Genomic DNA, 14,976 nt, shown 5'->3' with positions numbered 1-14,976 from the left:
TCAGGCCCATGAACCGTCAGCCGGGAATGGGAGTGTTGTAGAGGTCGTAGCTGCGCTGGGCGCTGAAACGGACGTGGACTTCGTGCCGGAGCCGGGTCTCGCACTCCCCCGGCAGATCGGGGACCTTCGCGCCCAGCCGCCGCGCGATGCGGTGCAAGGCAGCGGCCGCCCAGGCCGGGTCGGCCAGGAACGGGTCGGAGCCGTCCTGGTTGTGCCGCCACACCCCCAGCACGGCGGACGCCGCGAGCAGCAGCGCGTACCGGTCCATCAGGGCGAACGAGGCAGGACCCACCGGGGTGGTGCGGTCCGCGGGCTCCAGGGCCAGGACCCGGTCGCGCAGATCGCGGAACTCCTCCACCAACTGCCCGGCCAGCCCGCGCAGCGCCTTCTCCACCGGGCTGCGGCCCGGAATCGCGGCGGCGACCGACAGCAGCGACGCGCTGAGGCTGTCGCGGCCGCAGGCCAGGCTGAGCGACTCGGTGCGCAGCGGCGGCAGTTCGGCGCGCGGCCGGAAGAGCCCGGCGGGCGCGTCGTCCTCGACGAACCAGGACTGCCGGGCCAGCCGGTGCAGCTGCGGGATGACGGTGGCCTGGCAGGCCACCGATCCGGCGTGCCCGAGGCTGAGCACCGGCACGTCCCTGACGTGCTTCTGGAAGATGCCCAGCGTGCCCTCGCGGGTGTAGAACCCGGCGCCGAGCACGATCGACAGGTCGTACATCGTCTCGGTGAGGATCCGGGGCAGCAGGTACTTCAGCGCCGCCGAGTACACGCTGGTCTGCGTCGGCAGCAGATGGATCGCGCGCATCGCGACGAGCGCCAGGCTGTCGTACAGCAGCAGGTTGACGAAGGCTCCGGTCGCGGCGGCGTCGGTGCGCTGCGCGTCGGAACGGGCGCCGGCCCAGCCGCCGCCACGGTGCTCGTGGTCGAAGCGGACCGCCGTGCGCAGGCTGGTGTCCACGGCCGCGAGCGCGGTCGCGGCGATGACGGTACGGCTGATCTGGAAGGACCGCAGCGCCGTCTCGATACCGCTGCCGACCGGCCCGAGCAGCGCGGACTCCGGCACCGGGCAGTCGTCGAACTCCAGCCCCGCGAAGGCGTTGCCGCGCAGTCCGACCGGCATCTGGTGCGGCACGATCCTGGAGCGGTCCACGGGCAGCTCGCCCGGGTTCAGCAGCAGCACCGAATGGCTGCGGCTGCCGGGCGCCGGGTCGGTGCGGCAGAAAAGCACCAGGGCTTCGGAACGGGCCAGGTTGTTGATCACCGGCTTGCCGCCGCTGAGCAGGAACCCGCCGCCGTCCGCCCGCCGCGCCGCGACCTGGCTGCGGACCAGCTGGTTGCTGTGCGCCGTCTCGTGCTGCGCGATGGCCGCCTTCGCGCCCCGCAGCATCGAACCGGCGAGCCACTCCTGCTGCTCGTCGCTGCCCGCCATCCAGACGTCGGAGGCGGCCATGTACGACATCATCCCGTAGCTCATGCCGAGCCCGACGTCCCGGCGGAAGACCGGGCGCATGACGCGGACGAGGGTGTCGATGGAGTCCAGCCGGCCGCCGAGCCTGCTGGGGACGAACTCGCGGTTCATCCCGAAGTCGTCGAGCAGCCCCTCGCCCCGGCTGAACGGCACCGCGGCCCGGTCGGCGTTCAGCACCGCCTGGTAGCCGCAGGGGTTGCCGGGGTCGGTGGGGTCGCCGAGCAGCGCCTCCAGCTCGGCGACACGCGCCTGCACCGCAGCCTCACGCTGCTGCGGTGCGGGCGCCTCGGCGAGGGCGGCGGGACTGCCGGTCGCGGGTCTGGTCACCACGGCCTGCCTCTCCCGCCGGCCGGTTCCGGTTGCAGCAGGTCCTCGCCGAGCAGGGTGTCACGGGCCCGCACCACGGCGTGCACGGCCGGGTCCAGCGCCTCGTACTCGCCGCGTAGCTCACCGTCGAGGAAGAGCTGCCGCATCAGGGTGCGCTGCACCTTGCCGCTGGTGGTCCTGCGGACCGTGCCCGGCCGGACCAGCAGGACGTTGCCCGCCGGGATGTTGAAGTCCTGGCCGATCATCGCCTGCACCTGCTGAGCCAGTGCGCGCAGGCTCGCCGCACTCGCGCCCTCGCCCTTGACCTCCTGCACCACCACCAGCTGCTCGCGCCCGGCCTCGACGCTGAAGGCCGCTCCCGCGCCGTGGCCGAGCGCCGGGCTGGTGGCCCGCACCGCGAACTCGACGTCCTGCGGGTACACGTTCCGCCCGTTGATGATGATCACTTCCTTGAGGCGGCCGGTGACGAACAGCTCGCCGTCGTCCAGCACGCCCAGGTCCCCGGTGCGGAGGAACCCGGTCTCACCGTCGTTCAAGGTGCCGTGGAAGGTCGCGTCGGACTCCTCCCGCCGCTGCCAGTAGCCCTGGGCGACGCTGTCGCCGCGCAGCCAGATCTCGCCGACGGCGCCGGCCGGCAGCTCCCGGTAGCCGGCCGGGTCCACGATCCGTACGTCGAAGTCGGTGACCTGTCCGCTGCTGACCAGGGTCCGCTGCGGCTTGCCCGGCTCGGCCGCCGCCAGCTGGTCGCGCTCCAGGGCCTTGGTGTCCGCCTGCTTCTCGGTGAACGGGGCGTCGGGGACGCCGCCGGACACGATGAGGGTGGCCTCGGCCAGCCCGTAGCAGGGGTACAGCGCCTGGGGCCGCAGCCCGGCGGGGGCGAAGCGCTCGGCGAACGCCTTGAGGGTGTCGGCGCGGACCGGCTCGGCGCCGTTGAGCGCGAGCCGCCAGCGGGACAGGTCGAGCGCCTCGATCTGCTCGTCGGTGACGCGGCGCAGGCACAGTTCGAAGCAGAAGTTGGGGCCGCCGCCCGCGGTCACGCCGTACTCGTCGATCGCCTGCAGCCAGCGCACCGGCCGCTTGATGAAGGAGGTGGGCGACATCTGCACCGAGGAGCTGCCCAGCCAGAGCGGGTGCAGCAGGTGGGCGATGAAGCCCATGTCGTGGAAGTGCGGCAGCCAGCCGCCGAACCGGTCCTCCGACGTGGTGCCCAGGGACCGGGCGATGGCCGCCTCGTTGGCCATCAGGTTGCGGTGCGAGACCATGACGCCGCGCGGGTCGGAGACCGAGCCCGAGGTGTACTGCAGGAACGCCAGGTCGTCGGGGCGGGCCGCGACGGGCTGCCAGGCGGCCGGGTCGCCGAAGCCGGTGTTGTCCGTGGCCAGGCAGACCACGTCCTCGCGGCGGGCCCGGGAGAGCCACAGCGCGATGTCCGGCGCGTTGGCCCGGTCGGTGAGCACCAGCTTCGCTCCGGAGTCCCGGATCACCGCGGAGGTACGGCTCAGCCGCTTCTCCTGGCCGGCGTCACCGGGCAGCGGCGCCGGCACGGCCACCGCTCCGGCGTACAGGCAGCCGATGAACGCCTTCAGGAACTCGGCCGTCGTCGGGTACAGGAGCAGCACCGGCTGCCCCTCCACGCCGTGCAGCTGCAGGACGGAGGCGATCCGCCGCGCTTCCCGGTCCAGCTCCGCGTAGGTCAGATGCTCGGCCGCCATGGCCGGTCCCGCGTCCCGGAGGAAGACATGGGCGTCCGCGTCGGCGAGCTCCGCGGCCCGTTCCAGGACAAGCTCGGTGAAAGTGGCGAAGCCTGACAATGACATCCCCTCGACATCCCCTCGCGGCGCAGCCACCGGTCCGCTGACAGACCGGCGTGGAACGGGTCCCGCACATGTCGTTGGAGGATCGGTCGAGTGGCTAAAGCAGCGGTTGCGTGAACCGGTTGACACGGCCGACCAGCGGCCAAGAGGATGGATTGGAGGTTGGTGACGTGCGTCACCGATCCTGCGGAGCGGACCCCCGGCAGTTCCCGGAGGAGCCGTGCGGAGCCCGGCATTCCGGACAGTGTTTCCTCCCCCCGCCCCCGGGGCCCGGCCACAGCGGCCCGGCGGCGACGTGCGACCGCGATGACCGGCCATCTGCTGGCAGCGGGCCGCTGGCATATGGCACAACCGTTGCTAAAGTCGCCTCTGGGTGAGGGGGTAGCCATGGCTGTGACTGTTCGAGGCGGGGCGGCGGAATCCGACGATGTCGGTCTTGCCTTGTACCAGGCATTGCGTGATCAGGGGTCGTGCCCACCGGCGACGGCCGCGGCACGACTGGGTCTCACCGCCACCGAGGCGGCGACCGGCTGGGCTGAGCTCCGGGAGCTGGGGCTGATTCGCGCCGGACGCAGCCCGGAGGAGGTCGACCCCGTGGATCCGGACACCGCGCTGATCAGCCTGCTGGACCGGCAGCGGGCCGCACTGCAGGCGCAGCGTGAAGAGCTGACCGCGATCGTCAGGGCGTCGGAGTCCTTGATGGAGCGCTACCGTCCCGCGGTCCAGCGGGACGCGGCCAAGGTCGAGGTCGAGATCATCACCGGTGACGGCCGCAAGCGGCAGATGGTCGGTGACTACTACGCCACCCTCACCACCCGCTCGCGGTCCATGCATCCGGGGCCGCTGCCGCCGGCCGAGGTACTGGCCGAGTCCCTGCAGGGCGACGCCGACATGGTCAAACGCGGTATCCGGGTGCAGGCGATCTACACCCAGGGCATCAACTCGGCGCCGCGGCAGCGCAAGTACCTCTCCGAGCTGGCCTCCGCGGGTGTGGAGGTCCGGCTGGCGCCCCAGGTCCCGCTGGACCTGAGCATCGGCGACATGCACACCGCGATCCTCGCGGCCAACCCCGACAACCCGTCGGAAGCCGCGCTCCTGGTCCGCGGTAGGGCGCTGGTCCGTACCTACAGCGCCCTCTACGAGGACTGCTGGTTGCGCTCCGTGCCGTACTCGACCAAAGTGGCTGACCGGTTCGACTCCGCGAGCGAGCTGACCGAACAGCACCGCACCGCCATGCGTCTCCTGGCCAATGGACTCACCGATGAGCGGATCGCCAGGAAACTGGGGATCTCACTGCGTACGGTGAGCCGCCTGGTCTCCGAGGTCATGAGATACCTGCAGGCCGAGAGCCGGTTCCAGGCCGGCGTCCTCGCCGTCACTCATGGGTTCATCTGACCTCATGACCTTCCGATTCGCGCCATTGCGCACTTACGCACCTGCCCTAACTGGCCACTTGCCGTCCATTTTTGGCACTCTGGCATTGCTACAAGGGCATCCCGAACCCGTGAGCAATCTCCTGCCTTCCCAGACAAGGATCACGATGTCGAGCATGCAGCACCTGACCAAGATCACTGCGGTCGCAGCCCTGGTGCTCGCCCTTTCTTCAGTCGGCGGGACCGCCATGGCAGCGACGCATGACTCCGGCACGGAGTCGCAGCGCACGTCACAGAGCGCCAGCCCGGAGTTGTGGGACCAGACAGCAGCACCCGCCATCTGGGTGCCCGCCTCGGCGACTGCCTGACAACAGACCTTCCCCCCTCCCCCACAGCGCTGTACGGCTCGCGGCTACGCCGCGGGCCGTACAGCGCTGTGTACGTCCGGACGCGTTTCGGCCAGAGCGACAGCGATTTTCAGCCATGTCGCTCGGAAGGCCGCCCGGATGCGTGGTTACGCGGGTTACGGAGTGCGGCACGAGGCAAGGGTGCCTTTTCAGCCATGAGGGGCCGTTCCCGGCCAGCCGGCACCGAATCTTTTCAGCCGTTCTCGCCCGGCCGCTCACGGACCGTCGCCGGCCCGGGTCCGCTCCGTGCAGGCCGGGGCGCGCTCAGCCCGTGAGGCGGTCGCGGCCCAGCGTCCGCAGCACGTCCTCCTGGGCGTAGAAGACCTGCCGCCCGTCGCGCTTGCGCCGCCACTGGTGCTCATTGGCGAGCCAGTAGACGGTGCCTGCGGGAATCCGCCAGGCCGAGGAGATCTCGCGGGCGCTGAGCCCGGGCGGGACCCCGTCACAGGCCCGGCCCCGGTACAGGGCGCGCCAGCGCTCCGGCGGCCAGACATGCGCGCGCTCCGTATCGCACTCCACAGCCGGGGGAAGCGTGGAACCGGGTTCACGGACGACGGCGGTGAGGCGGCCGGGGCAGGACTGCACGATGCACGGGCCAACGGGGATACGGCGCTCCAGACGGGGTCGGGCGATCTTCATGCAGCGGCGCACGAGTGCGTCGACCTCGGCCGCGGCGTCCTCGGCCGCGGGGTGGACGGCCAGCCACGCCAGATGGCGTCGTAGGAATGCGGCGAGGGCCGGCACCGTCCGCAGGGGGAGGCGGACGGTGCGGCCCTCGACTATCAGATCGGCCCAGGAGGCGAGGGTGCCTCGGATGTCGGCGCGCGCATCGACAGCCGGCCCGTTCAGCGGGATGCCGGGCCGGCCACCTGCGGTGACACGGTCGCCACCGTCCACAGCCGGAACGAGCGCAGCCTCCAACTCGCCATATACCCGGGGAAGCAAGGCGAGTTGCCGATCCAACCGCTCCTGGCAGGGGAGGCACAGCGCAGGATCCGTGTCCACGCATAGATGCCCGGTACGGAATTCGCTCTCCTGCACTCCGCTGTCCCTTCCTCGCCGAGGCGGTAAGAAGAGAAAAGCAGGAGAGCGACCACCCGGACAATGAGTTCCAACGTGCCGGATCGCGCCATGGCGTGGCCTCGCCCTTAGGAGCCCCCGAGGCGATCTTGCGAGGTCAGGCGGGCAGCACGGCTTCGATGGCTTCGACCAGCTCAGCGGCCTCGGGCTCGGTGCGCGGCCGGAACCTTCCCGCCACCTCGCCGTCCGGGCCGATCAGGAACTTCTCGAAGTTCCACTGCACGTCACCGGCCTCGCCCTCGGCGTCCTTCGCCTGCGTCAGCTCGGTGTACAGCGGGTGCCGCTCCTCGCCGTTGACGTCCGCCTTCTCGAGGAGCGGGAAGCTCACACCGTAGCTGGTGGAGCAGAAGGTCTGGATCTCCTCCGCGCTGCCGGGCTCCTGGCCGGCGAACTGGTTGCTGGGCACACCGAGCACGGTGAAGCCGCGCTCCGCGTACCGCTGCTGCAGCCGCTCCAGGCCCTCGTACTGCGGGGTGAGACCGCACTTGGAGGCGACGTTGACGATGAGCAGCGCCTTGCCGCGCTGGTCCGCCAGCGAGGCGGGCTCGCCGGACAGGGTGCGCAGCGGGATGTCGTACAGGCTCACAGGGGTCTCCTACTTGTCCTTGACTACTTGTCCTTGACTACTTGTCCTTGACGGTGATGCCGAGGGTCTGGGCGAGCACCGGGGCCAGGTCGAAGAGCTGGAGGGTGGTGATGAGGGCACCCTTGAGCGATTCATGGCCGTCGGCGAGTTCGAGGGTGGTGGCGCCGCGCAGATCGGTCTTCTTCAGCGTGGCGCGGGCGAGGTGGACACGCTCCAGCCGGGTGCCGGGGAAGGTCACCCCGGTGAGCTTGGCGCCGCCGAGGTCGACGTCCCGCAGCACACAGTCCTCGAAGACCACGTCGTGCAGCGTGGTGGCCCGCAGGTTCACCGAGTCGAACTTGCACTGGCGGAACACCACCCGCCGCAGCACCGAGCCGTACGCCTCGATGCCCGCCAGGGCGCACGCCGAGAAGGTGGTGTCGAGCCAGGAGGACTCGGCGAGCGCGGTGCCGGTGAAGCGGGTGGCCTGCGCCCAGACGTCGTTGAACCGGGCGCCGCGCAGCGGGGTGCCGGTGAAGCTGCAGTCCGTGATGGCGCACTCGAGGAAGTGTGCCCCCGAGGCCTTCTCGTCCTCGAAGGTGAGCCGGTCGAAGTGCACGGTGTCGTACCGCTCGTCGACCTCCAGGCCGCCCTCGTGCGGGCGCAGCAGGTCGGCGTAGCGCAGGTCGGCGAGCTCCTCGGGTGGTGTCACATCCTGCAGCCTACGTCCCGGCTCCGACAGCGGGGCTCGCGGTGCCCATCGGTCACATAAGGGACATTGGCCCCGCCGCTTGCTACGTTGCAGCCCATGAGCGCAACGACCACCGACGCTCCCCCGCCCCTCGTGCTGCTGCCGAAGCGGCGCGGCGTGGAGCTCTCCCTGCTGATCGGTGCGGTTCTCATCTCGGTGTACGGCTACGCGGAAGTGGGACTGGCCAGGAACGGCGCCGTGCCGCCCGACGCGGCGGGGTACGGAGCGGGGCTCGGCGTGCTGGCCCTGCTCGCCCATGTCGCGGTCAGGGCCCGCGCGCCCTACGCCGACCCGCTGCTGCTCCCGATCGCCGTCCTGCTCAACGGGGTCGGGCTGGTCCTCATCTACCGGCTCGATCTGGAGCCGGTGCTCGGTGCCGAGGGCGCTCCCACCCAGCTGGTCTGGTCGACGCTGGGCATCGGGCTCTTCATCGCGGTGGTCCTGGTGCTGCGCGACCACCGGGTGCTGTCGCGCTACGCGTACGTCTGCTGCGCGGCGGCCCTGTTCCTCATGGTCGTCCCGATCTCCTTCCCGGCGATCAACGGCGCCAAGATCTGGATCCGGGTCGCCGGTTTCTCGATCCAGCCGGGCGAGTTCGCCAAGATCCTGCTCGCGCTGTTCTTCGCCGCGTATCTCGCCACCAACCGCAACGCCCTGGCGTACACCGGCCGCACCTTCTGGAAGCTGCAGCTGCCCACCGGCCGGGTGCTCGGCCCGATCGTGACGATCTGGCTGCTCAGCGTGTGCCTGCTGATCGCGGAGCGGGACCTGGGCACCTCGCTGCTCTTCTTCGGGCTGTTCGTGGTGATGCTGTACGTCGCGACCGGCCGGACCGGCTGGATCGCGGTGGGGCTGCTGCTGTCGGCGCTCGGCGCCTTCGCCGTCGGTGCGGTCGAACCGCATGTCCACGCGCGGGTGGAGGACTGGCTGCACCCGTTCGCCAGCATCGAGGCGGGCGACGGACCCAACCAGCTCGCCCAGTCGCTGTTCGCCTTCGGCGCCGGCGGCATGCTCGGCACCGGCCTCGGACAGGGCCACTCGTATCTGATCGGCTTCGCCACCAAGTCCGACTTCATCCTCTCCACGGTGGGCGAGGAGCTGGGCATGGCGGGGCTGACGGTGCTCCTCGTGCTCTACGCGCTGCTGGTGGCCCGCGGCTACCGGGCGGGGCTGGCGCTGCGCGACCCGTTCGGCCGGCTGCTGGCGATCGGCCTCGCCTCGATCCTGGCCCTGCAGGTCTTCGTGATCGCGGGCGGGGTGATGGACCTGATCCCGCTCACCGGCATGGCGATGCCGTTCCTCGCCCAGGGCGGTTCGTCCGTCGTCACCAACTGGATCATCGTCGCGCTGCTGATCCGGCTCAGCGACAGCGCGCGCCGTCCCCTGCCGGACGCGGGTGCCTGGTGATCCGCTACATCCGGCGGGCCGCCGCCTGCTGTCTGGTCCTGCTGGTCGCGCTGCTGATCAACACCAGCCGGGTGCAGATCTTCCAGGCCGACTCGTTCAACGCCAATCCGGCCAACCGCCGCGCGATGATCGCCCGCTACGACCAGCCGCGCGGCGACATCCTCGTCGCGGGGAGGCCCGTCACCGGCTACCGGGAGACCGACGACCAGCTGACGTATCTGCGCACCTACACCCAGGGGCCGCTGTACGCGCCCGTCACGGGCTATGTGTCGCAGCTGTACGGCACGAGGATGTTGGAGGGCACCGAGGACGCCGTGCTGTCCGGCACGGACCCGCAGCTGGCCTCGCTGCCGCTGTGGAACGAGATCACCCGCGCCCGGCAGAAGGGGGGTGACGTCCACACCACCATCAACCCGGCCGCCCAGGAGGCCGCCTTCACCGGGCTCGGCGACCGCACGGGCGCCGTCGCCGCGCTCGACCCGGCCACCGGGCGGATCCTGGCGCTGGTTTCCACGCCCTCCTACGACCCCTCGGGGATCGCGGGGACCGGCCGTGACGTCAACGCCGAGTGGGCCCGGCTCACCTCCGATCCCGAGCAGCCGATGCTGGACCGGGCGATCCGCCAGACATACCCGCCGGGTTCCACCTTCAAGGTCGTCACCGCCGCCGCGGCCCTGGAGTCGGGCAAGGTCACCGATCCGAAGGCCCCGACGAAGACCCCCGAGCCCTACACGCTGCCCGGCACCACCACCCAGTTGGAGAACGAGGCGGCGGGCTGCGCCGACGCCACCCTGGTCGTCGCCTTCACCGTCTCGTGCAACACCGTCTTCGCGAAGCTCGGCGTGGACGTCGGGCTGAACGGGATGGTGAAGCAGGCGCAGGCGTTCGGCTTCAACGACCACCGGCTGCGGATCCCGCCGAGCGTCGCCCCGAGCAACTTCGACACCAGGATGGGACCCGACCAGGTCGCCCTGTCGTCCATCGGCCAGTTCGACACCACCGCGACCCCGCTGCAGATGGCGATGGTCGCGGCGGCGGTCGTCAACGGCGGTGAGCTGATGTCCCCGTACCTCGTCGACCGGATCACCAACTCCAACGGGGTCACGGTCGCCGCGGCCGCCGGCCGCCTCCTGCACCAGGCCGTCAGCTCCGGCACCGCCGTCCGGCTCCAGCAGATGATGGAGGCCGTCGTCACCAAGGGCACCGGCACCAACGCGGCCATCCCCGGCATCACGGTCGGCGGCAAGACCGGCACCGCCCAGCACGGCGTCGGCAACAAGGGCATGCCGTATGCCTGGTTCATCTCCTACGCCAAGTCCGCCGCCGGCCAGCCGGCCGTCGCGGTGGCCGTCGTCGTCGAGGACGCCGAGGCCGTCCGGGCCGACATCTCCGGCGGCGGCAGCGCGGCCCCCATCGCCCGCGACGTCATGCGGGCCGTCCTGGGCTGACCGGCGCCACCGCTGAACGGGGCTGCGGGGCTGCGGGGTCTAGTAGATCTTCGGGAAGCTGAACGCGTAGCCCTGCTGCTTCAGCCACGGAAGCACCTTCTCCAGGGCCGCGACCGTCTGCTCGCGCTTACCGCCGCCGTCGTGGAAGAGGAGGGTCGGACCGCCCGCCACCTCCTTCTTGACGGTGCTCACGATGGCGCCGACACCGGGCTTCTCGAAGTCCTTGGAGTCCACGTTCCAGCCGAGCGGCCGCATTCCGTGCGCCGCGGCGAGCTTGCGGTTGAAGGGGGTGAAAGCACCGCCCGGGGCCCGCCAGTACTGCACCTTCACACCGCCGGAGGCCTCCTCGATCATCCGCTGCGCGTCGAGGATCTCCTGGCTCTGGTACGCCTCGGACTTCTTGTCCATCCCCGTGTCGTGCGTCATCGAGTGGTCACAGAGCCGGTGTCCGGCGGCCACGATCTGCCGGATGAGGTCGGGGTGGGCCTTCGCCTGCGGACCGATCACGCAGAAGACGGCCTTCACATCGTTCTGCTTCAGCACCTCGAGCACCTTGGGCGTCCAGGTGGGGTCGGGGCCGTCGTCGATGGTGATGTTGACGGCCTTGCCGCCGCTCTCCGGCATGTGCACGATCTCGATCGGCACCGGCCGGGCGGGCTTGGCGTCCACCGTGGGCTTGGATTCCTTCGCGTCCGCCTGTGCCTTGTTGTATCCGGACACCGCCAGGGCACCGGCTATCGCGGCTATCAGGGCGATGACCGAGGCAACGGTTATCGCTACGTTCCGCTGGCTCGCGGTGAGTCGCGCCATGGGTTGAGTCCCCTTCTCTCGTCGCGTCGCAGCACGGCAGGACTGAACACACAGCCAAACCCCCGTACATCTGCAGTGATAGATGCCGGTGACAGCGCGGCGGTTCCTACTTTTTCGGCGCCGCTGACAATCCCGTGCAGCCGCGCAGCCCGGCGCGGCGGTCGTTGATGCGTTTGGCCCCGGCGTCCTCCTGGGGCATGGGCACACCGTGGTTGTCGACGAAGGCCGGCGTGAAGCGCTCGCCCGCGACCTTCCCCTTGGCGATGGTCAGGGTGGTGATGCCGGTGTCGTTGGAGTTCGGGTAGGGCGAGGTGCCGTACCAGAGCAGATTGCCCATGCCGTAGGCGACATAGGTCTGCCGCATCATCCCGGAGCCCAGCATCACGTGTGCGTGCGTGCCGACGACCGCGGTGGCCCCGGCCGCCGCCAGCTTGGCCGCGATGGACTTCTGCTCGGGCCCCGGGCAGGACTGCCCCTCGGTTCCCCAGTGCAGATAGACGACCACGACGTCGGCCTTCTTCTTCGCCGCCTTGACCGCCGCCACCAGCTTGGTCTGCTCCAGTGCCGAGGCGATGCCCGGCTTGGACGCCGTGGCGCGCCAGTTCTGGTTGGTGATGTCCTGCACCTGGCTGGCCGCGAGGACGGCGAGCTTCACCCCGCGGATCGTCTTCAGATACGGACGGTAGGCCTGGGCCTCGTTCGCACCGATGCCGACGACCGGGATCGGCGCGTCCCTGACCGCCGCGAGGGTGTCCGTCAGCCCCTGCGCGCCGTAGTCGACGGCGTGGTTGTTCGCCATCGAGACCGCGTCCACGCCCGACTTCTTGAGGACGTCGAGCGCGGTGGCGGGGGTCCTGAAGTGGTACGTCTTGGGCTGCGGGGTGCCCCGCGTGGTGATCGCCGTCTCCAGGTTGACCATGGAGAAGTCGGCCGCCGCGAGGGTCTTGGAGAGCGGACCGATCGCCGGCTCCGTCATCCCGTTGACCAGCCGGGGCTGCGTACGCTCCGTGAAGTGCACGTCGCCGCCGAACGCGAGGGTGATCGTCCCCGGTGCGGCCGGTGTCGTCGCCTCCGGCGCCACCGAGCCTTCGGGCAGGCCGTCGACCTGTGCGGTGGGCGCGGCGGACACCGGCGCCAGTACCTCGGGCGACGGCTTCGAGCCGGATCCACAGGCGGCGCTGAGGGTCAGCAGTGCGAGCCCCAGCGCCATGCGTACGCGCCGTCGCGCTCTCGGTCCTTCAAGCATCGAGCAAGCGTACGACTCCCGAGCAGATGTTCTTGACGTCCTGGGAACTCTCCCCGGGATTCAGGCGGTCTCCGTTCCCGAGCCGAGGGTGATCGCGTCGGCGACCTCCGCGACGCGGGCCGACTCCTCGGCGGCGAAGCGCTCGGCGTCGAGCTTCTCGGCGATCTCCTCGTCCTCGGCCATGAGCAGATCGAGACTGGAGTCGCCCATGTCGAAGACGCCCATGTCGACATAGGCCTGTTGCAGCCGGGGGCCCCACAGACCGATGTCCTTCACACAGGGCACGATCCGGCTGAAGAGCAGTTTCCGGAACAGGTGCAGGTACTCGGAGTTCTCGCTGAGTTCCTCGGAGTCCTTTCGCGGGATTCCGAAGTTCTCCAGGACCTCGACCCCGCGCAGCCGGTCGCGCATCAGATAGCAGCCCTCGATGACGAATTCCTCACGTTCCCGGAGTTCACCGTCGCTGAGCTGCTGGTAGTAGTCACGCAGGGCCATCCGCCCGAAAGCGACGTGCCGGGCCTCGTCCTGCATGATGTAGGCCAGGATCTGCTTGGGCAGCGGTTTGTCCGTGGTGTCGCGGAGCATGCCGAACGCGGCGAGGGCGAGTCCTTCGATGAGGACCTGCATTCCGAGATAGGGCATGTCCCAGCGGGAATCGCGCAGGGTGTCGCCGAGCAGACCCTGCAGGGAATCATTGATCGGATACAGCATCCCGACCTTTTCCTGCAGGAACCGGGCGTATATCTCGGCGTGCCGGGCCTCGTCCATGGTCTGGGTCGCGGAGTAGAACTTGGCGTCCAGGTCGGGGACGGATTCGACGATGCGGGCCGCGCAGACCATGGCGCCCTGCTCGCCGTGCAGGAACTGGCTGAACTGCCAGGACGCGTAGTGCCGTCGCAGGTCCTTCTTGTTCTGTTCGTCCATCTTGTCCCAGTAACGGGTCCCGTAGACGGTGAGCGCCTCGTCCGGGACGCCGAGCGGGTCGTAGGGATCGACCTCCAGGTCCCAGTCGATCCTCCGGACGGCGTCCCACTGCTTGTCCTTGCCCTTCTGGTAGAGGGCCAGCAGCCGGTCGCGCCCGTCGTCGTACTCCCAGGAGAAGCGGGCCGCGCCGCTCGCCGTGACCTCCCAGAGCGCTTCGGTCGGTGCTGTCGTGTAGAGCTCGTGCGTCGACACTGACGCCTCCTCGTGGCTCGCCCGAAATTCGTTACGGGGTCCGGTCGTTGGCCGTGCGGTCGTTGGCGGTCGTTGGCGGTCGTTCGCAGACTCACACGCCGGTTACCGCCGGGTCAACAAGTTCTGCGCGAGGGATTGACGTCCTTGCTGACACGCAGTCTCATAAGCGTATGGCCCCCATCATGACCAAAATCACGGAGCGCGAGAAGGTCGCGGAGCGGCTGCTCGACGCCTCCGCCAAGCACTCCTTCGACCCCGACACCGAGCTGGACTGGGACGCCCCGTTCGAGGACGGCAAGTGGTTCTGGCCCCCGGAGCTGTGCTCGCTCTACGACACACCGCTGTGGAAGCACATGTCGCAGGAGCAGCGGATCGAGCTGAGCCGGCACGAAGGCGCGAGCATCGCCTCGATGGGCATCTGGTTCGAGATCATCCTGATGCAGCTGCTCGCCCGGCACATCTACGCCCTCGACCCGACCAGCCAGCACGTCCGGTACGCGCTGACCGAGGTCGCCGACGAGTGCCGGCACTCGATGATGTTCGGCCGGCTGGTCAAGAAGTCCGGCACCCCGGTCTACCGGCCCAGCAAGCTCCATCTGCACCTCGGCCGGATCCTGAAGACGTACTCGACGACGCCCGGCGCCTTCACCGGGACGCTGCTCGTCGAGGAGATCCTCGACTGGATGCAGCGGCTGACCTTCCCGGACGAGCGTGTCCAGCCGCTGGTGCGCGGGGTGACCCGCATCCATGTGGTCGAGGAGGCCCGGCACGTGCGGTACGCCCGTGAGGAGCTGACCCGCCAGATGTCGACCGCCCCGCGCTGGGAGCGCGAGCTCACCCGGCTGACCTCCGGGGAGACCGCCAGGATCGTGGCGGGCTCGCTGGTCAGCCCGAAGGTGTACGCGGCGGTCGGGCTGAACCCGGCCTACGCGATGGCGCAGGTGAAGGCCAGCGGCCACCGCCGGGACGTCATGCTGCAGTCCTCGAAGCGGCTCGTCGAGTTCCTGGAGGAGATCGACGTGCTGCGCGGCCCCGGCCGCCGGCTGTGGCGCGCCTCGGGCCTGCTCGCCTGAACGACCCGTTACGACCTGGCGCGCGGCCGTT

Annotated in this window: 13 protein-coding genes; 5 read left to right on the top strand and 8 right to left on the bottom strand. The window is 70.0% G+C overall.

All coding sequences use genetic code 11. The features are described 5' to 3' along the window. Positions 1–16: 16 nt before the first annotated feature. Together C8250_RS28325 and C8250_RS28320 are read right to left on the bottom strand one after the other, a co-directional pair. The gene (locus tag C8250_RS28325) at positions 17–1,795 is read right to left on the bottom strand and encodes an acyl-CoA dehydrogenase (RefSeq protein WP_138350862.1); all 1,779 of its coding nucleotides are present in this window, start codon (positions 1,793–1,795) and stop codon (positions 17–19) included. Continuing rightward, on the bottom strand, positions 1,792–3,612 hold the full coding sequence (locus C8250_RS28320; RefSeq protein WP_138350863.1) for a fatty acyl-AMP ligase: 1,821 nt from the start codon (positions 3,610–3,612) through the stop codon (positions 1,792–1,794). Before C8250_RS28320 ends, C8250_RS28325 begins: the two co-directional genes overlap by 4 nt. A 384-nt stretch (positions 3,613–3,996) precedes the next feature. Between C8250_RS28320 and C8250_RS28315 the strand changes: the two genes are divergently transcribed. Together C8250_RS28315 and C8250_RS28310 are read left to right on the top strand one after the other, a co-directional pair. Further along, positions 3,997–5,004, top strand: coding sequence for a LuxR C-terminal-related transcriptional regulator (locus tag C8250_RS28315; protein WP_138350864.1), 1,008 nt, complete (start codon positions 3,997–3,999; stop codon positions 5,002–5,004). 154 nt (positions 5,005–5,158) lie between these two features. Further along, entirely contained in the window at positions 5,159–5,350 is a 192-nt protein-coding gene (locus tag C8250_RS28310) for a hypothetical protein (protein ID WP_138350865.1), read from the top strand. 303 nt (positions 5,351–5,653) lie between these two features. Here C8250_RS28310 and C8250_RS43010 read toward each other — a convergent pair whose 3' ends face one another. The 3 genes from C8250_RS43010 to C8250_RS28295 form a co-directional block, all read right to left on the bottom strand. After that, positions 5,654–6,286 (bottom strand): hypothetical protein, encoded by a 633-nt coding sequence (locus C8250_RS43010; protein WP_198356987.1) that lies wholly within the window; start codon positions 6,284–6,286, stop codon positions 5,654–5,656. 280 nt (positions 6,287–6,566) lie between these two features. Continuing rightward, on the bottom strand, positions 6,567–7,055 hold the full coding sequence (locus C8250_RS28300; protein WP_138350866.1) for a glutathione peroxidase: 489 nt from the start codon (positions 7,053–7,055) through the stop codon (positions 6,567–6,569). Positions 7,056–7,092: 37 nt separating this feature from the next. Then, on the bottom strand, positions 7,093–7,746 hold the full coding sequence (locus C8250_RS28295) for a pentapeptide repeat-containing protein (RefSeq protein WP_138350867.1): 654 nt from the start codon (positions 7,744–7,746) through the stop codon (positions 7,093–7,095). Between the two features lie 96 nt (positions 7,747–7,842). On the opposite strand from C8250_RS28295, the gene C8250_RS28290 reads away from it, so the two are divergent. Then, positions 7,843–9,192: an FtsW/RodA/SpoVE family cell cycle protein gene (locus C8250_RS28290; RefSeq protein ID WP_138350868.1), complete on the top strand. Its 1,350-nt coding sequence runs from the start codon at positions 7,843–7,845 to the stop codon at positions 9,190–9,192. Then, positions 9,189–10,640, top strand: a complete 1,452-nt coding sequence (locus tag C8250_RS28285; protein WP_138350869.1) for a penicillin-binding transpeptidase domain-containing protein — start codon at positions 9,189–9,191, stop codon at positions 10,638–10,640. The genes C8250_RS28290 and C8250_RS28285 overlap by 4 nt, the downstream gene beginning before the upstream one ends. A 39-nt stretch (positions 10,641–10,679) precedes the next feature. On the opposite strand, the gene C8250_RS28280 is transcribed toward C8250_RS28285, so the two are convergent. The 3 genes from C8250_RS28280 to C8250_RS28270 form a co-directional block, all read right to left on the bottom strand. Next, positions 10,680–11,450, bottom strand: coding sequence for a polysaccharide deacetylase family protein (locus tag C8250_RS28280; protein WP_138350870.1), 771 nt, complete (start codon positions 11,448–11,450; stop codon positions 10,680–10,682). Positions 11,451–11,556: 106 nt separating this feature from the next. After that, complete coding sequence (locus C8250_RS28275) at positions 11,557–12,696, bottom strand: CapA family protein (protein ID WP_138350871.1); 1,140 nt, start codon at positions 12,694–12,696, stop codon at positions 11,557–11,559. Positions 12,697–12,756: 60 nt separating this feature from the next. Then, entirely contained in the window at positions 12,757–13,872 is a 1,116-nt protein-coding gene (locus C8250_RS28270) for a ferritin-like domain-containing protein (protein WP_138350872.1), read from the bottom strand. 182 nt (positions 13,873–14,054) lie between these two features. Here C8250_RS28270 and C8250_RS28265 point away from each other — a divergent pair, with 182 nt between their 5' ends. Next, entirely contained in the window at positions 14,055–14,945 is an 891-nt protein-coding gene (locus C8250_RS28265) for a diiron oxygenase (RefSeq protein WP_232484645.1), read from the top strand. Positions 14,946–14,976 lie beyond the last annotated feature (31 nt).

Source organism: Streptomyces sp. So13.3 (assembly GCF_005860785.2).
Lineage (GTDB): Bacteria > Actinomycetota > Actinomycetes > Streptomycetales > Streptomycetaceae > Actinacidiphila > Actinacidiphila fildesensis.
This window is presented reverse-complemented; position numbering and strand designations above follow the sequence as displayed.